The organism is Rhodanobacter sp. FW106-HT46G03 (genome assembly GCF_058789895.1).
The window spans coordinates 25758-45056 of sequence record NZ_JBYTCC010000002.1; the positions used below are offsets into that span (position 1 = coordinate 25758).

Annotated in this window: 17 protein-coding genes; 1 reads left to right on the plus strand and 16 read right to left on the minus strand. The window is 61.6% G+C overall.

The genetic code is table 11. From position 1 onward, the window contains the following. Window positions 1–21 precede the first annotated feature (21 nt). The 16 genes from AC3WP6_RS16200 to AC3WP6_RS16275 form a co-directional block, all read right to left on the minus strand. Window positions 22–3063, minus strand: coding sequence for a putative type IV secretion/conjugal transfer ATPase (locus AC3WP6_RS16200; protein WP_492628761.1), 3042 nt, complete (start codon window positions 3061–3063; stop codon window positions 22–24). A gap of 26 nt (window positions 3064–3089) precedes the next feature. Further along, window positions 3090–3290, minus strand: coding sequence for a hypothetical protein (locus tag AC3WP6_RS16205; RefSeq protein ID WP_492628762.1), 201 nt, complete (start codon window positions 3288–3290; stop codon window positions 3090–3092). After that, window positions 3287–4507, minus strand: a complete 1221-nt coding sequence (locus AC3WP6_RS16210; RefSeq protein WP_492628763.1) for a hypothetical protein — start codon at window positions 4505–4507, stop codon at window positions 3287–3289. Before AC3WP6_RS16210 ends, AC3WP6_RS16205 begins: the two co-directional genes overlap by 4 nt. After that, the gene (locus AC3WP6_RS16215; protein WP_492628764.1) at window positions 4504–5250 is read right to left on the minus strand and encodes an HNH endonuclease; all 747 of its coding nucleotides are present in this window, start codon (window positions 5248–5250) and stop codon (window positions 4504–4506) included. The genes AC3WP6_RS16210 and AC3WP6_RS16215 overlap by 4 nt, the downstream gene beginning before the upstream one ends. 67 nt (window positions 5251–5317) lie before the next feature. Continuing rightward, window positions 5318–5719, minus strand: a complete 402-nt coding sequence (locus AC3WP6_RS16220) for a hypothetical protein (RefSeq protein ID WP_492628765.1) — start codon at window positions 5717–5719, stop codon at window positions 5318–5320. Between the two features lie 68 nt (window positions 5720–5787). Next, a complete protein-coding gene (locus AC3WP6_RS16225; protein ID WP_492628766.1) occupies window positions 5788–6351 on the minus strand; it encodes a hypothetical protein in 564 nt (187 codons plus the stop codon). Between the two features lie 59 nt (window positions 6352–6410). Next, entirely contained in the window at window positions 6411–7073 is a 663-nt protein-coding gene (locus AC3WP6_RS16230) for a hypothetical protein (protein WP_492628767.1), read from the minus strand. A 9-nt stretch (window positions 7074–7082) separates the two neighbouring features. Next, window positions 7083–8609, minus strand: a complete 1527-nt coding sequence (locus tag AC3WP6_RS16235; protein ID WP_492628768.1) for a DotG/IcmE/VirB10 family type IV secretion system protein — start codon at window positions 8607–8609, stop codon at window positions 7083–7085. Beyond that, window positions 8606–9610 (minus strand): DotH/IcmK family type IV secretion protein, encoded by a 1005-nt coding sequence (locus AC3WP6_RS16240; RefSeq protein ID WP_492628769.1) that lies wholly within the window; start codon window positions 9608–9610, stop codon window positions 8606–8608. Before AC3WP6_RS16240 ends, AC3WP6_RS16235 begins: the two co-directional genes overlap by 4 nt. 68 nt (window positions 9611–9678) lie before the next feature. After that, window positions 9679–10452 carry a DotI/IcmL family type IV secretion protein gene (locus AC3WP6_RS16245; RefSeq protein ID WP_492628770.1) on the minus strand — a complete coding sequence of 258 codons (774 nt, stop codon included), beginning with the start codon at window positions 10450–10452 and terminating at the stop codon, window positions 9679–9681. Next, window positions 10442–10711 carry a hypothetical protein gene (locus AC3WP6_RS16250; protein WP_492628771.1) on the minus strand — a complete coding sequence of 90 codons (270 nt, stop codon included), beginning with the start codon at window positions 10709–10711 and terminating at the stop codon, window positions 10442–10444. The genes AC3WP6_RS16245 and AC3WP6_RS16250 overlap by 11 nt, the downstream gene beginning before the upstream one ends. A gap of 495 nt (window positions 10712–11206) precedes the next feature. Further along, window positions 11207–12331: a site-specific integrase gene (locus tag AC3WP6_RS16255; protein ID WP_492628772.1), complete on the minus strand. Its 1125-nt coding sequence runs from the start codon at window positions 12329–12331 to the stop codon at window positions 11207–11209. A 70-nt stretch (window positions 12332–12401) separates the two neighbouring features. Continuing rightward, window positions 12402–12884: a hypothetical protein gene (locus AC3WP6_RS16260; protein WP_492628773.1), complete on the minus strand. Its 483-nt coding sequence runs from the start codon at window positions 12882–12884 to the stop codon at window positions 12402–12404. 798 nt (window positions 12885–13682) lie between these two features. Then, a complete protein-coding gene (locus AC3WP6_RS16265) occupies window positions 13683–14741 on the minus strand; it encodes a hypothetical protein (RefSeq protein ID WP_492628774.1) in 1059 nt (352 codons plus the stop codon). A 279-nt stretch (window positions 14742–15020) separates the two neighbouring features. Continuing rightward, window positions 15021–15980: a ParB/RepB/Spo0J family partition protein gene (locus AC3WP6_RS16270; protein ID WP_492628775.1), complete on the minus strand. Its 960-nt coding sequence runs from the start codon at window positions 15978–15980 to the stop codon at window positions 15021–15023. Window positions 15981–16051: 71 nt separating this feature from the next. Beyond that, on the minus strand, window positions 16052–17248 hold the full coding sequence (locus tag AC3WP6_RS16275) for a ParA family protein (protein WP_492628776.1): 1197 nt from the start codon (window positions 17246–17248) through the stop codon (window positions 16052–16054). A 1493-nt stretch (window positions 17249–18741) separates the two neighbouring features. Between AC3WP6_RS16275 and AC3WP6_RS16280 the strand changes: the two genes are divergently transcribed. After that, entirely contained in the window at window positions 18742–19293 is a 552-nt protein-coding gene (locus tag AC3WP6_RS16280) for a DotD/TraH family lipoprotein (RefSeq protein ID WP_492628777.1), read from the plus strand. The last annotated feature ends 6 nt before the right edge of the window (window positions 19294–19299 follow it).

A 19299-nucleotide genomic window follows, 5' to 3' on the forward strand; every position in this document is an offset into this window, starting at 1 on the left:
CGACCGCTCTCCCCTTCCCTTTTACGCCGCCTGTGAAAGGTCGTGGCGGTAAGCGTCCAAAAGCTGCTTGGCCACGCCTTCGATCACCGAGTTGACCTGATCGTCGTCCACGAAGGTCTGGCCCACGAACTGCTCCGACTTCAGGCGGTCGATCAGCTTCTTGCAGCCGCCATTGGGGAAGTGCCTGGCCAGCAGACGGCGGGCGTCGCTCTTGGGCATCGCCGCATACAGGAGGTCGCGCAGCTTGCGGTCTTCGGCGGTGGTGGAAAGCGCCCACAGGCGCATCGGGCCGATGCTGCAGGTGTAGAGCTGGCTGAACTCGCCTTCCTTCGTGACGAACTTGGCCAGAAACGTCGTACCGCTACCGTCGTCCGCCGGGCCATGCACGTAATCAACCAGGGCACGTTCTTCCACAGGCGTGAGGCCGATGTTTTCGCGCATCCATGTGCGGGTGGCCTCGGTACCGGCGTCCAGGATGAAGAGCGACGTGGCGATCTTGCCGATCTCGCCGAAGTCTTCCATCAGCTGCGACGCCAGGCAGATTTCCATCTGCCACTTGCGCGACACGCGACCATCGGTCATCAGCTGCTCGCGCAAGCCCACATGGCCCTCGGTCATGTGCAACTCGTCCATGCACAACACCTTGTATTCGTCCACCAGCTCCGTGATGAGGCGCTGGTAGTACGGCTTGGCGTGGTCGTCGAAGAACGGCAGGTCTTCCAGGCTGAAGGCCAGCTTTTTCATGAAACTCTGGCGTGCGACCATGTACATCAGCGCCGTCTGCTTCTTGGCGGCATCCGATCCCTTCATGGCGACATCCTGCAGGTCCAGTGCGGCGATACGCGCTGAAGCGAGATCGAAGCACGTCACGCTGGAGAACACCGGGAAGTCGGCCACGGCTTCACGAACCCCCGTCGTGAAACTGCCCCACACCTCCTTGCCGCGTTCCGTCATCTGGTATTCCTTGCGGATCTCCTCGTTGTTGGCCACTTCGGTCAGGTCGATGAGGGCGGGCACGGCGTAGCGCTGCGCGATTTCCGCCTCGTAGTACATCTTGGCCGCGAAGAGGGCGTCCACGATCTCCCACCAGCACGTGGCAGGCATCACATGGAAGCCGATCTCGGCTATGGCTGCGTCCACGACCTTATTCAGGTTGGCGTTGTACTTCTTGGGGCTCGCCTTGTCGGACCGGTTGTCGCATCGGGCGAACGCCATGTCGATCATACGGCCGATAAAGGCGGACATACCTTCGATCGGCGCGCCTTTGCGTTCCGCCGCCGTGACCAATGTGGTGAGGAAGGTCTTCTGAAACTCGCGATCCCGCGGCAGGGGCTTGCGCATCGTAAGCGGCGTATCCAGCACATTGATGCAGTCGGCCTTGCTGTTCTGCAGGCGCTTGTAGAGCACCAAGTGCTTCTGGTCGCTCGGCAGCGAATCGCGCACGAGGTCGATGAAACCCGACGACGACACACCGATATCGATGATGCCGATGTAGGGAAGCTTCGTGAGGCCAGGCAGTACGCAGGATTCCACGTTGTTGTGGTTCATCAGCACCGACTTGCCCGATCCCGGCTTGCCGCCGATCAGGGTGATCCATGTGGTCTGCTGCGAGGAGAAGCGCTGGTACTTGAGCGCTTTCCCGTCGAGGCTGCGGAAAAGCGTGGAACCTCGCGAGAAGGGGGAGGCCGGACGCGAGAGAGGCAGCACGGCGATCGCGTCGTACAGCGGCGGTGCTGCCACGGTGCCGAAAGCGCGCGGTGACAGGGCCAGGGCGTTGGCCTGGATAGCCGTCATGGGGTTGCCGCTCTTCTCGGCCAACTGCATGTTGCCCCACCCCTGCAAGGTACGGGTGAGCTTGTTCTTGCGGATCTGCAGCTCGCGCACACCCTCGGGCGTGTCGTCACTCCAGGTCATGCAGTTGATGTTGAGCTTGGCGATGACTTCGCCGTCACGCTTGCGCTCACGCAGCAGGCGGAGCGCTGCCATGATGTTGCGGTTCGTCTCGCTGGTGAAACCGAGGACGCCCGCCAGGATCTCCTTCATCGCGAAGGCGCCCACGCCATCGCCACGGAGCATGAACGAGATCGAGTAGGGCATGGCGCGCATGCCCCCCTGGTGAGTCGTGGACGCCTGGTTAAGGCTGTTGAAGAGCGTAGCGAAGAATTGTGGATCGCTGGGCGGCATCGTCATCATCAGCGGCGCGTACACGCGACCGGCGATGCGCACCGTCGAGGGATCGGGTAGCAACGCATCCTTCTTGCTGCCGAATTTGCCCACGTTCGTCATGATTTGCGATGGGAGCGTCGGGAAGCCCACAGCGGATGCATCGTGGGCTGGGCCGCCTTCCTTCCAGCGGAAGGTGATGGCGTCGCCTGGCAGAGCTGGCCGCCACGTCCGAGCGGTGGCATCGGGCACCATGCTCTTGCGCACGGCACGGATGGCGTCGTGCACGGGCAGTATCTCCAGCGCACAGCCCAGCTGTGGCGAGCGCAAGTCGGAGGTGATCTTGCTGACGAAAGCCGTGTGCCGATCGCGCAGGTAGCCGATCGGGCGGAGCAGATTCTGCGCGTCGCCCATCGCAGGCCAGTTCACCTCCGCGCGGAATTCGTTGTTTTCCCGTGCGGCCTGCCTCTTCTCGATCGGGTCCAGGAGCGCCGGGCGGGACCAGAACACCAGGTAGCACGCCTCGTCGTAGACGTAGCGGGCATAGGTGTCGGTGCCTTCGGTAATCAGGTCAGCAATGGACAGGCCGATCTTCGATGCCGTGACCAGTTGCTGCTGGCTGGTCGCCGTCAGGGTTTCCGAGGCATCCAGATCACGGCGGAAGAGCACCTGCAGCTGATGCCCGTTGCCGCGCCCAAGAAACGGCGTCAACGATCCCGTGAGGTGGCGAATCATCGCGATGTAGTCATCGCGCCCCATCAGGGTCTTGGTGCCATGGAATTCGCAGATGGTCGCCATCGAGCCGTCGCTGTAGACCAGCGTATGGTCATCGTTGATCGTCTCCAGCTCGCAGTAGTCCTCCACGTCTGTCTTCAGGAGCGTGAGCAGGTGCAGGAACATCGCTTCGGCTTTGTTGAAAAACTGACTCATGACGATTTGCTTCCTGTGGTGGTTCCGCGAACCAGCTCGGTGACGAGCCGGGTCCGCTCGGCGTCGGAAAGGTCATGCCGGAGCACGATCAAGTCCATGTCCAGGATTTCCTGGGCGGAGGCCTTCATTCGGAAAAACTGCTCGATCGTGGCGAGTTGGTCGGCCATGGTGGCCCGGGCCTCGGGCACATCGCTCATGCCGCACCTCGCGTCTGGGTGATGCGGTGGGCCGGTGGCAAGAGCCCGGTTTCGGAGGCCATGGCCAAGGTGCGTTGCAGGCCGCCGCTGGCTGGGTAGCGCAAAACGACGCTCCCCACGCCATAGCTGGATACGGTGAGCCCACGCGCATGCAGCTTCTGCGCGAAGTCGAACATGCGCAGGCGATCCGCTGCGCGCAGCCAGGCGGCGGCGACGCTCCAGCGTGTCTCATTGAGGCGGTACGGCATGGCGTTGGTGAAGGCCGTCCACATCTGTTCGGCCAACAACCCGCAGGTCAGCGACAGCTCTGCCATGTGCTCATTCGGGAGCTGGTCGTACACCTCCAGGCGAGTGGCGGGCAGCCTGCAGACAAGGGCTGCCTTCACCGTGATATCCGCGTACTGGCGGAACAGGCGCCACTCGGTATCCGTCAGCCACTCCCGCGGTGCCTTGGCGCCGGAGGACCAGCTCAGGACGTCGGACACCATTGGCTGGACGTTGGCCACGGATGCCTTCACCAGGAAAGGAGTCTCCAGCGAGTCCAGCCAATCCTCGCTGCGCTTCTTGAGTGCGGAGGGGTTTTCCATCTCCCAGCCCATGTCGCTGGGCACTGGCGTGGATAGCACTGCCCGGGCGTGCTGCAGGCGGTTGCAGCGCACGGTCACCGTCGGCGAGCCCTGATGGTAATTGTTGGTGTGAACCACCCTCACCGCCGGGTGCTGAGCGATCGGCGGAATGACCGGATAAAACTCGTTGGGGAAGGCGCAGCGCGGAACCTGCAGCGCTTCGCTGAAGTCGTGGTTGAGCTTGGGATGCGACAGAACGACGCCGTAGCGCTCCTGCGCCTGCTTCGTGACGCGCTGGGCCACCTGCGCGAGCACGGAGACCATCTCGTCCGGCGGCAGGTTGTCGGGGCCGATGCCCAATTCCGCGATCAGGCCGTGGAACTGAGTTCGCAGCCATTCGGCGTTCCGGAAGTTGGCGTGACGGCCGAGCCCGACGCGAATGAACTGGGCATAGTCGAGGTTGGTGTACCAGATCATGTCGCTGGGCAAGTCGTGCACGGAGCTGATGCGTCGGGCCTTGCCGCCGCTGATAGACGCCCAACCCGTTTCCAGTGACATGATCGAGCGATCGCGCCCGGTGACGTTGTTGGTCCCGTCAAAGAAGACTGCGCCAACGCGAAGGCTGGACAGGGATGTTGCCGGTGCGCTCATCCCTGCTCCACCATCTGGTGATAGAGCTTGATCGCGGTCTCCGAATGCATGATGGCCTTCATGTTGGCGGCGTAGTAGTCCAGCTGGCCGGGATGAAAGGCTTCCCGCGTGGCTACGAGCCGCAGATCCTGGAAGTGGATGCCGCGATTGTCGAAAATGTCGTCATGCTCCGAGAGCATGGGTGCCAGCACCAGGGGCTGACTGAAGTCCGTACCCACGAACGTGCGCTTGGCCAGATCAGAACCACGCGACTCGAAGATGGCCAGGAGGCTGGTGTACTTGTCGCGGACTGGCTGGGCCTCGATCAGATCGCCCACATAGATGGTGCGAACGATGTGGTTGACCTCGGTCTGGGTCAGTTCCGGCAGCGCGGCGAAGTACCCGGCGCCGCGCATGCCCGCCAAGCCCACATGAAAGACCTGGTGGCACAAGGTGCAGACGGTGACCAGGTTGTCGACGGTGTTGTGCTTGTGATCGTCGTCGAGATGGTGCACTTCCTGATACTTCGAAGACCGGAAGTGACAGAAGCAGCAGGCATGCCCATCGCGCTTGAGCACTTCGGTGCGGATGGCGTCGAAAGCCTTGTCCGCGATATCCGCGTGCTCGTCATCCTTTCGCCATAGCTTGCGCTTGACGCCCATCAACGGCTGCGACGCACGCCGGTTCAGGTGACCAGCCATGCGATCGGTGACACTGGCGATGGTGGGGGTAGGTGCGCTCACGGATTCATCCTGATGTTTCATGCGAGGTATGGCGCGGCCATACCGCCGCGCCATACCTCCCGCATCACAACGTAAGTCCTGGCCGCCGTCAGGCGGCCAGCGTGTTGTGGACGATCCAGACGATCATCGAGACCATGGTCATCGCGCCGCCGCAGATGAGGCCGACCACCGCGCCTGTCGGCTTCTCGCGCTCTTCTTTCGACGCACGATGCAAGGCGAGGATGGACATACCAGCCATGATGATGCCGACCAGCGCGAAGATGCCGAGGAGGACCGTGGTGCCGATCTGGCGCGCCTGGTCGATGTTCCCCGCGACCTGGGTGAAATTCTTGCCGCCGCTGGAGTCCTGCGTGGCGTCGGTGGCCTGCACGGCGAACACAGGCGGTGCGAGCACGAACATGGCGACAGCGACCGCCAGGAGGTAGGCGCGGTGATGGATCGGTAAGCCGCCACCGCGGGCGGGAGAACGGAAGAGAGCCAAGAGGGACATGGGTGCAACTCCTTAACAGTGGTTGTGATTACGGGTGCTGCGGTCTTGCGGTGGAGCCATCCCCAGCGTTAGCTCGATGAGCCCGTGAGTGCGCCGAGGATGTTGAAACCGATGAGGCTGTCGACCCCATCGGCGAAGAGTTGGAAATTCCAGGCGATGAGGCCGCCGACGAGAAAGCCCCACGCAACCGTCGGTGCGCCAGGCTCTTGCCCGTGGGCCCGCTTGTTCATCATGAAAAGGCTCTTGGCTACCGCGCAGAACCCCATCAGCTGGATCAGGGCAAGAATGCCGTGTACGGCGACCGCGGCTTCATCGGCCATGGTGTTGCCACCGGTTTGATAGGCCATCAGGCGCGAGGTCACCTGGGTCCCGGTCGCGGTGCGGGTGGCGATGCCGATCAGTTCCAGCGTGCTGAGTGATATCAGGGCGGCACCGATGATCAGCTGCACCGTCGCGCTGCCCACCGTGAAGCGTTGGGCGCCCGGCAGGAAGCGCGCAGCGTTTTCATTCGAGGTGCAGTAGAACTCCATGATCGCCATGCCGGTGAGCCATATACCGGCCAGCGCCATCAGGCCTTGCATCACCTGAATGATGGTCGGCGCAATGGCGCCGACGTTGATGAGGATGTCCATCAAATCAGGCATGCCGCTACCACTGTTCATTGGAAGATTCCTTTGTTCTTACTGAGCGATCAGTGCGACTTGCCAGGTACGACGTAGATGCCTGAATCCGCGCTCATAGCCTCGATGCGTGCAGGCTCGGAGGCCTGCGGCAGGTCCTCGCCCACGGAGCGCGTGGCCTCGACACCATTGACGCGCAGCCAGGCGCGCTTGCTGACGACGGCCTCGGCTTGGTAGCCGGTACGGCGCGGAATGGATTTAGCGGTGCGTGCCAGACGCTTGGTTTCCGACACGCGCGGCTTTTCCGCGGGCTTCACTATCTCTACCGGACCGACACTGGGGTGCTCCAGGGCAGATACACGATCCGCGAGTGCGTTCACCCCACCCTGGATCGTGCTGAAGTTCTGCATGATGGCTTGGTTGTTCTGCTGGGTTTTCTGGCCCTGCTGATCCAGCTGCTGCTGCAGGGCGTCGAGTTTGTCGGAGAACTGGCGCAGCTGATCGTCCAGCAAACCGTCGTTACGCGAACGCGATGCCGTTCCGACGCGCGATGGCACATTCATGGGCTGAGCCGTCATGGGCTCGCTGGGAACGACATTCACCAGGCTGCTCGTACTCGTCGCACGCTGTTTCTTGACGACGTTCACCGCGATCAAGGTGATGATGAGTACGACGAAAAATCCGCCGAACATGACGCCCACGATCTTGCCGATTGACCAGTCTTTGAGTGCCATGAGCGATCCTTATTGCTGCGCAGCCGACGGTGCATACACGTCGGAGAGGAAGTAGAGAACCATTCCCTGGTTGGCAGGGGTGGAATACGTTGCCGGGCGATTGAAGCCCTTCTGGATCTCGCCGCCAGCATTGGTGCCCATCTGGCCCAGCGCGCGGCCGATCACCTGCTTGTTGGACGGTGCTTCATTCGTCTGCAGTACCGTGCCGTTGGCGGTGACCACTGCCGTCCCCTGCTGGTAGCTGTAAGCCTCGCCGTAGCCTTGGAAGAGCGAAGCCACGGCCAGCGCGGTGTAGCGCGAAATGGTGTGGTGGTTGACGCTCTCGGCGATGCCCTGCGCCATGTCCGATTCGCGCAGCAGCACGCCGTCGATCTTCATCGTGGGGCGGCTGTCTTGGGGCGCGAGTGTCGTGCAGTGGGCGCGGATGTTGTCGGGCGCCTGGTCGATATTGCAAATGACTTGTGCGCCGCTCCACGTGCCACCGCGGACCGTACCGAAGAGCTGGCCGCCGTGGTCGGTGTTCACCACTGAATTGGTGGTGATGTAGAGCGAATTGCCCGTCTTGATCAGCGGCGGGCCCTTCGCCGTGCCAGCTTCGTCCAACTTGGACGACTTGCCGTCGCTCGATGTGGCGCTGCCACCCACGGCGGAACCATCCGGCGAAGGCGGAGCATCGCTGGTATCACGGGCATAGGTGAAAGCCCGGTAACCGCTGTACTTGATCTGATTCTGGTTGCCCACGCCCAGGATTTCCTCGGCTTGGCTGATCACGCGATCGCGGGTCTTGTCGACCCATTGGTCACGGTCCGCCACGGCCTTGTGGAAGGCGTCCATATGCGCCTTCTCGGCATCCTGCTGGGCCTTCTGCTGCTCGGGCGTCTGCGCCGAATTGTCGGCGGGTGCGGCGCCATCATGGCCGTCGTACCCGTGCGCGGCGGCGTCACTTACGCCGTTGCTCGAAGGCGCAACGCCACCAATTGGAACCAATCCCTGGGGTGCGCCCTGCCCTGCTGTCGCGGCGGCCGGTGCCTTGGGGCGTGCGCTCGTGGTGTCCACGCCATCGACATCGAAGCTTGCGCCTGGCGCATTGCCATTGAGGGTTGTCGACGGCTTGCTCTTGGCGATCACCGGATCGAACGATGTCTGATAGTCCTTGCCGGCGGCATGGGCCTCAGCGGCCTCCTTCTGGGAGACCTCCGCGTGCCGCTTCATTTCCTCGGGCGTCACTGGTTTCGTGGAAACGGTAGCGGCGGGTGCACCAGGAACGTCAATGGATGCATCACTTTTCGCCACGTCGCTCTTATGGGAGCAACTGCGGATGCCGATCATCAGGAATACAGCAAGGACGATGGCCACCAAGATCATGGCGATCCGGCCCGGACCTTGCCCGAACGTGTGTTTGATGTTCGCCGCGCGCTCGGCACGTTTGTCGTGTTTGGGAGCCATCGGCTGACGGCCCATGCCGATACTGCTCTCGGCATCGCCCACTTCGACTTCGAAGCCCTGGTTTTCCGGCAAAGGGATTTCTTCACTCATTCCTGCGGCCCCTGCTGGATGAAAACGGTGACGGCTTGGCCGCCCGTGAGGAGCGTGACGCTGTTGTGCATCTGGGCGAACTTGTAGACCGTCACGCCCGAGGTGCTACGTGCCGCGTTCGTGTAAGCCGGATACTGCGCATCGCCGCGTGCACGCACGTACATGGCACGCTGGTACGACCAGGCTTCCGTGCCGTCCATGCCGGTGACGGTGAGGCGCTGTGCGCCCTCCGGCGGTACGTCGTCCAGGAATTCCATCATCGCCGTGTCCTGCGAAGGCACCGCGCTGAACGTGATGTCGTCCTTCGCATCCGGGTTGTGGCCCGGGATCTTCGCGTCCACGCGCATGTCCACTTCCTTCTGTGCGCTGGTCAGCACGAAGATCACCGGAGTTGCCAGGCCGAGTAGCGTCACCGTGACGTTGCCGTAGGCAGCAGGCGTGGCGGCCTCGATGGTCAGCACATTGGTGAGCTTCGGGCCGGTGGCTTTCCCGCCTGGTGCGGCGTTTTGCACGGACACCGTGCCGCCGTTCTGCTGGCACTGATCGATGATGAAGAAATCGCAGTTCACCGAGACCTTTTCGATGACCCACGGATTGCCGCTCATGTCGGAGAACACGATGGACGACTGCTGGCCTTGCGTCAGACGCAGGACCGGCGGCGTGACGCCGGGGTCGAGGCTCACGGCCAGCGTGCGCGTCACCGGCTGCGGCGGCGAAACGTAGGGCGTCGCCTTCAGACGTTCCTTGTCGATGCGCAGCTGCTTCAATCGCTCCACCTGCTCCGGCGTGAGCTGCAGCTGGTCGAGCATGTTGAGGGTATCGTCGGTGACCTGCGCCGCCGACGGATACACCACCTTCGTGGTGCCTACGTCCTTGCCCAGTCCGCTCGCGGGTGCTTGGTCGGCGGCCTGCGCAGGTTGTCCGCCGTGGGGGGACGGTGGTGCGGTTTGTGCCGAGGCCTGGTTCGCCATGGCGAAGCAGAGCACGGTAACCAGTCCCAACAGGGGACTGCAGGGGATCGGTGGCCGTACCTTGCAGGCGCGTGGAGCGTTACCGCGATCCATGTGGATCATTGACCGCTGCCTCCCAGGTTCGCAGAGAGGTTGATCCTGTCGACCAAGATGCCTTTGCTGTTAAGACGCGTGGCGGGAACGCGTACCACGCGCACGATGGCGTTGAACTGCTGACGGCTGACTGGCTGCTGCTCCCCGTTCTGGTAAAAGCTGATCCACATCGGCACCACGACCTCCCACCAATCGCGCAGCTGCTCGTCCTTGCCCTCGCGTTGAAGCTGGGGGTCGTTCATCAACGTGGCACGCAGGGCCAGGCGCCCTTTCAGCACCTTGTCGAGGTTCTGCGACGCATCGAGGGACCGCCAGAAGGCTTTCTTCCCTTCGTCGGTGAACCACCGGCCCGCGACATCATTCAAGGTCTGGCGGTAGTTCACGTAGTCATACGAATACGCGTGCAGCACCGCATCACGTGCGAAGTCCGTAACTTCGGGTTCCATGATGTCCGGCGAGATTTGCGAGTTGACCTCGCAAATCGCACGGTTGTCCGTGGTCGGGATGTAGCGGTATTTCGGGAAGAAGAAGACCCAAACACCGAAGAACACGAGGAGGGTCAGCGCCATGATCAGATTGACCGTCCACATACGAGCCAGACGCGCACGCTGATCCTTGACGGTCAATCGCAAACCGGCAGCTTCGCGCAGCAGTGCGCCTACCGCTGATCGGTCGCCATCTTTGGACAGCGCCTCCTGCTGCATGGCATCCAATGCTTCAGGGGAGAGGCTATCGCCGCCACCGGCCTTGGCGGCCGGTTTCGTGGGCTTACTGGGCATCGCTGATGGCTCCTGTGGTGCCGTCCAGCACGCAAACGTGACTGGTCCCGTCGGTGAAGATGACGTTCTCGAAGTTGAGGTAGGTGAACGTGCCTGCCGTGGCGATCGCGATCGCCACGACCAGCACAATGGCGATCCACTCGCCCGCCGTGAGAACAAAGGCCAGCCAAGCGGAGTACCGACGCAACGCGCGAAGATCGATCCGCTCCCCGGTATTGCCCCAGGTGGACACATCCCCCGGTATGAATGGTGCGCTCAATTGACAGTCCTCAAAAACTGAAAATCTGCAATAAACAACAAAAGTCCGAACGATGTGATTTTTACATCCCGGAGGCGCCCGTGGCAAGGCATATGCACCATCGTTTTCCAATGTCGCGAAGAAACCCCCAGCATCGATCAAGGAGCCTCGGCAGACATGGTGCGAACATGGTGTAAGGCCAGTGCGGGCGTCAGATTCTTGGAAGAAGTCGGGGTCATTTGGTGCGCGCTTGATGTGCACATGGTGCGCTTATGGTGCTGCCCTAGTCGCCGACATGGTGCGCATTTTATAGTGAACGATGCTTGATTATGTCTATGTATGGCTTGCCGCCGTACACCGTTAGGCGCTCAAGCGGCAAAAACGAAGCCGCCCCGGATCGATCGACTCGATCCGGGGCGGCTTCGTTTGATACTGCGCCAATCGGTCGATCCTGTACTGCTTCGGCCGATTGGTGGCACTTAGTGTTTCATCGTACGAGAGGCGGTGTCCCGGGAATCAGTACGGGCGGAGCCAGGCACTCGTGTCGCGGCGCAGGGCCTCGCTGGGGGTCGGCTGGATCTTCGTCCGGATCACCTTGACGGCCGCTACGCTTTCAGGGGATGGACGGAACGCGTTTTCTGCCCAACCGTTCGATTTCTTGCCGTAATGCTTTTTTGCGGTTGAGGTACTGACATGGCCGAAGAACGCGGCCACTTCCAGATCGGTCATCCCCGAGCGCTTGCAGTTGGCCACAGCCTGATGCCGGGTGCTGTACAACGTGGGCCGGGACCCGCGGTCGTAACCCCTCTTCCGCCACGCCTTGGTCATGACGTGCTGAAGGGAGGCATAAAACTCGTGGCTGATGTCCTCGATCGGCGTTTCGACTGGGAACCGTTCGGCGTAGCGCCGGACGATCTCCAGGTAATGCCGGATCGTGGCCGCCTCATCCACGGTGGCGTTGATCAGCAGAATGTCGCGTGCCTCGCCGTTGGCGCGCCCGTGCGTGTTCTTGGCGTTGTGGACGTGGAGAGCCAGCACAGCCTGGTGATCACCCATGGAACGACCATCGGCATACAAGTAGCTGCAGAGCGCGGCCTGGAACCATTCGATGGGCCGGAGGCCCACCAGCAGGTTGGCTCGAACGAAAGCAAGGGCGATCCCTGCATTCTGGGATCGCGTGGCTTCCCGCGTGTAGTCCGTCAGATCCGTCAAGGCCTGCTTGCTGAAGAATTTCAGTTTGGTGCCGGACGTGTTGGTGGTGCGCTTGGGCAGCAACTTGGCATCCAACCGGATGATGCGATCGAATGCCCGTCCGTATTCGGAGATGTCGCCATCACCCGCAAACAACGCGGATGCGCCTGACGTCAACCAGTGCAGCGCGGATGCTTTCAGCAAACGCCCCGTCGACCGTGCGTACCGCCCTGTCTCGAACGAGGTTTCCAGGAAGCCCGCAAGCGTGGTGGGGGACAGGGCGCCGCCACCCGCCGTAATGTGGTTCCCCATGATGGTGACGCGCTTGGCATAGTCCTCCAAGGTGCGCATCGAGAGGTTTTCGCCGATGCCATCGCCCTGATGGAGGCGCTCCATCAGCGACGGTGGCGAAGGGGGAGATACGGCGTCGTTGAAATGTTCCGTCGTCATTGCATAGATCCTGAAATGGGTTCCGCGCGAGAAAGCCGGCTTGATGCGGGAGCGAATGGCGACCCCCGCCCTACCCTCCGGCCCCCTCTTCGGGCTCGAACCCCGGTGCACCCCTTTCCTGAAGCCACGCCTTGAGCTGGTCACGATCCGGTCGTCCGTACCGCCGCCGGTAGCCCTCCACCGTTTCGGCGACGGCGGCTTGCTGGGCCTCCGTGATGCGCTTGGCGCTGTAGGCGAACTCCGTGCTCAGCGCTGCGGGCTGGCCCGCCGTACGCCGCTGCTCGGAAACCGTCTGGATCAGCATGCCCATGACCCGGAGGTTCTGGACGTTGCGCAGGTCATGGTCGATCAGGACATCCAGAACCAGCGTCCATTCATCGAGCGACCAGCTGGGGAGCGAGGCTCGGGTGATGTAGGCGTATCGGGCCGCCAGGTTGTCCACCACGTGGGAGAGCCCTTCGTTGCGGCGCCGTGGGCCGAGGCCGCTCACATAGGCCTGCAGCGCGGCGCCGGGCCAGATGCTGGTGGGTTTCTTGGGAACTTCGGGGTCCATGTTGGATACCTACGCGTGACCTATTTTGTAAATAGTATTACATGACTATGCCGCTAGTTAAAAGATAGTCGGTGCGCACGAAATGCCGCGTCTCCGAGGCTGCTAGCCCTGCATGGCAGCGTGACACGAATTCCTTGAAAATCAATGTGTTGAGGTTTTTCGCCACGCTGTGCCCCGGAGCACGTGAAACAAAGTGTTCCACGGAACGATGTTCCACGGCATGCAACATATTGATTTTGTTAGCATCACGTATGTGACAGATGCTTGACCTCCCCAAGAGCCCGGTGGAGGGGGTGTTAGCCAGGAAGAAGCCGGATGGTGCCTTCGTCTGGCAGGTGGTACTGCGTTGAATGGTGCCACCCGATGGTCTCGTGTCCCAGCTGGGACAGTATCGGTTGGCGGAACCTCCGCAGGCCTCCGGCGGTGTCCCAACTGGGACACGCCGATCGGGGTAGCGCCCAGCGACGATGCGCACCGCGGCAACTCGGCGGGTTCGTGACAGCGCGAGCTGGCATGCGATGGGGCGCTGCAGAGTCGATCGCGGTGCCGTTCTTCGCGGTTCCGAAGCGATGGCGCTTCCCTGCCCTTCCTCGCAATCAGCGGCAGAACCTCGGATCTGTCCCAACTGGGACAGCGTGATCTTTGGCTTTCCATCTTTCTCGTCATCAACGAACGAAACCAAGTTGTAGTTAGTTCGAAGAGATAGAGTTTTATTGAAGAGCTGGTAAGAGCCAGAGCAAAGCGTTTTAGCGCCCTCGTTTGTGTGCATGGCACTTCTCCGTAGTCGATGCCTGTGCATCAGATCGTGCCCTCTGCACCCCGATGCACTGCGCCGTACCAGTCCCTCGTGAAGGTCCAGGGGAGCATCCACCGCCCTTGCGCGACCAAGGAGCGGGCAGCTCGTATACCGGCGTGGGTATCACCTCGGCCGAGGTTACATTTGCTGATCATGAAGGCGATCTGATCCAACAGGCCGTCGGCAAGCGTCGAAGACTCCGCCATAGCTTCCTGCTCGGCTTGTCCCAACTGGGACAGCGCCCCCTTGTCCACCAGCGCATCGAACTGCGAGCGGACTTGAAGGAGCGCGGTTGCGATGGATTTGGGGGCCTTGGTTGGCACCGGCTTCATGCACGGCGGAGCCTTCGTCTGCAACTTGGCCTCGCGCAATCTCTCGCGCAATCTCATGCTGAGCACGAAGGCCTTTTCGTCGTCGGAAAGATCCCATGCTGGGTCGATGACGTCGGCCGTCAGCCTGCCCTGCAAGGCATCGTAGCGTGCTTGAAACGGTAGCTTGGCCAGCGCTTGCGACTGCAGTTCTGGTGAGTAGGTCGGTGCAGCGGGCGGCGCTGGTTCGGCTGGTGTGACCCGTTCGGTCTCGTAGGACGGTCTCGAAGCCGTGGCACTCCTGTCGCCGACGGGAGCCTGGCTCTGCTGCTGTCCCAACTGGGACGGTCCTGCTGTCCCAGTTGGGACAGCAGGACGACGGTCCCCGATGGCGGGCGCGGGGCCGGATCGTTTTCCTGCAGCCTGAAGGACGACATGCAGCGCGATGCCTTCGAGGCACGTGCGCGTGGGTGCGCCGCGCTGGTGGACTTCCTGCCGTCGCACCAGGCCAGCGGCCGCCAATGCCGTGTAGGCTTTCCCGACAGCATTGCGATGGAGGCCCAACGCCTGGGCGATGGTTTCAAGCGGGACCGCCTCGCTTGTCATGCGATGGCGGATCAATCGGTCCATGTGCCAGAACAGCACTTGGTAACCGACAGCCGTCAGTTCGGTGCGAGCAAGTTGATGGAAGAAGTCCGCCGTCAAGGGCAGGGCGGAGATCGAGGGGAGGGAGGTGGTCTGCGCTTGGCGCACGACCCTCTCTGCACAGTTAGCGCGCATAGGCTTTCGCTCCTAAAAAATGGACGCAAAGCCCCTTGACGGCGCAGTCCGAGAGCGAGTAGCCTGTGCAGGAAGAAAGCCGCAACTGGGTTGCTTGGCTACACGCTCAAGATCTGGTTGCCGTTCCAAAAACCCCCAACTGCCAGGTTGGGGGTTTTCTTTTTCCGGGGCATCAGATTGTGGTTGTGCCGTCGGTTACTTCATGCCGGTCTCCTTGATGGGCTGTCCCAACTGGGACAGCCCAATCGGTACTCACAGGGCCACTTCCTCGCCGTGCTTCTGCGCCCACTCGCGCAGAAACGCATCGAGCGCTTCGATCAGTTCAGGCGGTGCATCTTTTTTAAGCACATAAGCCGGGCAACCGTTCACGCGACGGCTGTGCGCGAGCACCTTGCCGTGTCGGTTGCCGATGACGCGGCTCTCCGGCACTTTGCCGACGAGTCGGTTGTAGATGGTCACCGGGTTCTCCGGCGGCTTCTCGCGCAGCTCTTGGGCAACCTGCGTCACCCGTTCAGGAGCTTGCGCGTAGGCCTGCAGCAACGACTCCACCCAGTCCTGCAAGATAGCCCGGGGGTCTGAAAACGCTCCGACGATCACGGGCGAGAGATCCGCGAACTTCAGGTAGCGGTGGATCGTGGAGCGGGGGACTTTTTCGCCTTCCTCAAGATCGCGGATAGACGAATAATCGTTGTCATTCAGTAGCTTGTGCCAGTAAATACCAAGCTCGTAGGGACTTGGGTCCAGTCGGCCCGCATTCTCCGTGCGCTTCTCCTTCAGCAACTCGCGATCGCTGAGGGTCTTGATGAAGGCCTTGAATGGCTTCTGGGCGACGATGCACGCCGCGTGGCGGCGCTGGCCTGCGGCCAGCTCGTAGTCGTGGTCCGGATCACCTGTAATCGGACGAACAACGCCGGGGTCCACGTTGCCATCCGTCTCGCGAATTTCGTCGACGAAGGCCGCGAACACCGCATCATCAAGGGAGAAGGCTTTGGGGTCGCGCTCCTGGAACTTGCTCAGCCGGATGCGTTGGGGATCGAGCAGCACCGCGGTCTCACCTGCGCGCAGCAGCGCATTCTCTTCAGCCAATCGGAGGTTCTCCGACTCGATGCTTTCGTTGCGCTGGTGGAGAAGCCTCCCCATGACGGTGCGCGACTGGTCAGGATTGACGGCGGTCGGCGGATGACTCGCTCGCTCGCTGTTTACCTCGCTCACGATGCTGGCAGCGAGATTTCCCAATCGATTTTGGCGTGGCGGTTTAGGACCTGGCATCGTGATTCCTCGCATCAAGGGGCGGCGACCGTCTCTGGCGCCGCATTGACCTGGCTGCCCCAGACGTCGTGGATGGCTGCCAACACACGGTTGGCCAGGGCGTCGAAGGAGTCGCGTACCTTCCGGACTTCGCCGCCCTTCATCTCGTAGACCGAGCGAAATTGGCTCGTTGAGCTGATCACAGCTTGAGAGTGCGGGATATGGACATCGAGACGGTGTTCGAAAAAGGTGTTGACCGAAAACCGACGCACCAGCTCCGTGGTCTGCTCGGCTTTCGGCGAGTTATCGACGCGGGTGTGCACAACGGCAACCGGGTTCCATTCCCGAGTGACGCGTGCAGCCTGTTCGATGTAACCCATGTTCTCGCCGAACATCTGGGCAAAGTCGAGGGTCGCACGGTAGTCAGGGAGGCTCGGTTGCATCGGAATGACGAGCCCGTGAGCTGCCCACATAAGCGAGAGCCCGACGTACGAAAACGAAGGCGAGGTGTCCATCAGGATGATGTCGTAATCCTTTTCGACGCGCTTCAACTCGTCATCCAGCACCGTGTAGAAACGCTGCGCAACCGTACGATTGCGCGGATTCATGAAAGCCGCCCCGATGGTGAAGTCGCTGTTGATCATCTGCAGGGTGGCGGGAATGAAGTCCAGCCCGTCGATGTGCGTTTTCTGCGGGTGCAAGGCGGGTACGTCGAACAGATCCGGGGAGTCCACGCGATCGAAAACCGCGGCCAGCGTGTTCTCCGGTGCGACGGTCTCGGAACGGATACCGCACAGATTGGTGAGCGTGCCTTGGGGGTCGCCATCGATGAGCAACACGCGATAGCCCTGAATCGCGAATGCGTGGGCCAGATGGAGACAGGTGATCGTCTTGGCCGCCCCTCCTTTCAGGGTGGCGACGCCGAGGCGAATCGGTTCGGCACCTTCCGGACGGGAAGGGCGCCTATCGTGATCCGACATGAACTGGTGGACCTGTTCCAGCGTGAGGCGAACTTCCCCGGCTGGGCCGGGGATATTGGCGGCTATCCATGAACGCCAGGCGTGATGCTTGAGCCCAGTCAGCGCCAATACTTCTTTCATGCGGAAGTCCCGCATCTGGCGCTCTTTCGATGGCTCATTGACCCGCATCTGCAGGCTGGCCAGAAACTCCTGGCCGCGCTCTGCCCAGAGCATGAAATCCGCGGTACCGGCGGCAAGGTTTCCCTTAGCCATAGACAGAACTCCCCGTTGTAGATGGGGGGGAGCATAGACTGATCATCTATGACGCGCAATGTTTTTGACGCTTATATTCTATTTCGTTGCGTCGCTGTGATGTTGCCCGCGACCGGTGCCCGAAAGCTGTGCCCAGCATAACTGCCCGTGGCTTCGGAGGATGGCTTCTGTGATGACGCGGTGGTTGAAGGGTGCTGTGCCCATTGAGTTCGTCGCTTGCAACGATAGAGAGGGGCACCACGTACGCGCGAAAAGCCAGGATGGCATCACGGCGCGCCGCCTTCGGCGGCGCGGATAGGCGAGTGGATCTTGCGCCTGGTCATCCCCGTCTGTCCCCAGAAGTATCTGCGGCGGATGTCAGCTTGGGTGCCAGGGGGGTGATCGCCGCCGGGAAGGCCGTTTCATGTCGCCAGTATGGGTTGGGGCGGTTGTGCCCAGATCCAAAGCTGCGCTCGATGGCACCACCGAACGGGTCAGAAATGTGTGGGCCTGTGGCCCCAATCGCGCTCGTGGCGCCCAGGAGTGACCAGTACAACCGTCCTTCGCGCTTGTGGCGCCATCGTGGGTTCCAGTCCGGAAAAGGATGCCCTCAATGGGTGTAAGTGATCGCAACCGGGCTTTTGGTGGTCACATGCTACGTTACTCCAACCTTTCCATGGTCGTTCTTTTGGCATCCATCGGGCTGTTCATCGCACCTTCTTAACATACACGTGCGCGCCTGTATCCCTATCTTTTGATTCATGCGGGGGCACAACATGCATCATTCACTGATGTTCACCTACGATAAGTCGCCATTCTTTGGATACCGACCAAGCCGTTCTCGGGGTGCAGGGATGGGGTCGGAGTAACGTAGCGCGTCCGCTGTGACCAATCGGCAAATAGCCTAAAGTGTGAAATGGGCCGATGCAGCGGCCAGGAAGGCAGTGAACAGGGCGATCAGTCATGGCTGGGTGAGGGCAGTGACGCGCGCGAGGGCGCCAGGAGGCCGCGGTAGCGGCAAGAGCCGGGTCATCAGGGGCAAGGCATGAGGATAAACGACGATGCTTAGTGCGCATATGGTGTGCACATGGCATTCAAAAGGTGCGCAAACGGTGGCGAAACAGTACATAGATGACAGCATCATGGTGCGCGATACGTCGCACATGGTGCGCTGACAGTGCGGGCATGGTGTGCGCATGGTCGCAAAAACAGTGCGCGCATGGTGCCGACAAGGTGTGTTGATGGGGTATCGATGGTGCGCCGTTTGGGCGCCGCCCAGGGTCGTGGGTAACGGTCCCGGAGTGCCCTTACCTCGTCCCTGGGCGAACGCAGCATCTCGACCGCCACGGGCCGATCGCACACTGACGAACCGCGCCCAGAGCAGCGTGTCGAACCGAATCATGGCCGCGAAGGTACGTAAAGCATCACATGCTGGATATGCGCTATCGTGCGCAAAGTTTATGATCTATGATATAAACGCGTCGTTATGACTTATTGATATTCGGGAGACCAGGATGCGCGTATTGAAAGGGGGGAGCCTCGGGCTGATCGTCCTTCTGCTGGCGGGTTGCTCGACCATGGCGAGCCATCCGCCACCGCCGACCAGCGGGGCGGAGTACATCTCTAGCCTGATGGCTTCTTCAGTCACGCAGGCGGTACAGGCCCAGCAGGCGTTCGAACAGGTGCTGGCGGAGAACGCTCGTACGCTGTCCTTGAAGCAGAAGGCCATCGATACCGACCAGGTGGATATCGACTACATCGGTAAACCCCAGGACATCCTGCAGTCGATCGCGTACCGCTATGGCTACGGGTACGTGGAAACGGGGAAGCGCCAGGACCTGCGCATCGTCAACGTGCGCCTGAACAAGATTTCCCCCGTCGAAGTGCTGCGTTCGATCAGCTACCAGATCTCCTATGGCGCCAAGGTGATTCTCGACAAGAAGACCAAGGCACTTCGCCTGGTCTATCTGAATCTGTCGACGCCGCCGACGGTCGCACCCGCAAGAGCGGCGTCGACCCCCTACGGCCAGTCCTACAACCGTCCCCGGTCAAACCGTCGGGGGTGATGAGCC

Coding starts and splice junctions, on each gene's coding strand:
- AC3WP6_RS16200 (WP_492628761.1), bottom strand. CDS start 3,063: ATGTTCCTGCACCTGCTCACGCTCCTGAAGACAGACGTGGAGGACTAC.
- AC3WP6_RS16205 (WP_492628762.1), bottom strand. CDS start 3,290: ATGAGCGATGTGCCCGAGGCCCGGGCCACCATGGCCGACCAACTCGCC.
- AC3WP6_RS16210 (WP_492628763.1), bottom strand. CDS start 4,507: ATGAGCGCACCGGCAACATCCCTGTCCAGCCTTCGCGTTGGCGCAGTC.
- AC3WP6_RS16215 (WP_492628764.1), bottom strand. CDS start 5,250: ATGAAACATCAGGATGAATCCGTGAGCGCACCTACCCCCACCATCGCC.
- AC3WP6_RS16220 (WP_492628765.1), bottom strand. CDS start 5,719: ATGTCCCTCTTGGCTCTCTTCCGTTCTCCCGCCCGCGGTGGCGGCTTA.
- AC3WP6_RS16225 (WP_492628766.1), bottom strand. CDS start 6,351: ATGGACATCCTCATCAACGTCGGCGCCATTGCGCCGACCATCATTCAG.
- AC3WP6_RS16230 (WP_492628767.1), bottom strand. CDS start 7,073: ATGGCACTCAAAGACTGGTCAATCGGCAAGATCGTGGGCGTCATGTTC.
- AC3WP6_RS16235 (WP_492628768.1), bottom strand. CDS start 8,609: ATGAGTGAAGAAATCCCTTTGCCGGAAAACCAGGGCTTCGAAGTCGAA.
- AC3WP6_RS16245 (WP_492628770.1), bottom strand. CDS start 10,452: ATGCCCAGTAAGCCCACGAAACCGGCCGCCAAGGCCGGTGGCGGCGAT.
- AC3WP6_RS16255 (WP_492628772.1), bottom strand. CDS start 12,331: ATGACGACGGAACATTTCAACGACGCCGTATCTCCCCCTTCGCCACCG.
- AC3WP6_RS16260 (WP_492628773.1), bottom strand. CDS start 12,884: ATGGACCCCGAAGTTCCCAAGAAACCCACCAGCATCTGGCCCGGCGCC.
- AC3WP6_RS16275 (WP_492628776.1), bottom strand. CDS start 17,248: ATGGCTAAGGGAAACCTTGCCGCCGGTACCGCGGATTTCATGCTCTGG.
- AC3WP6_RS16280 (WP_492628777.1), top strand. CDS start 18,742: ATGCGCGTATTGAAAGGGGGGAGCCTCGGGCTGATCGTCCTTCTGCTG.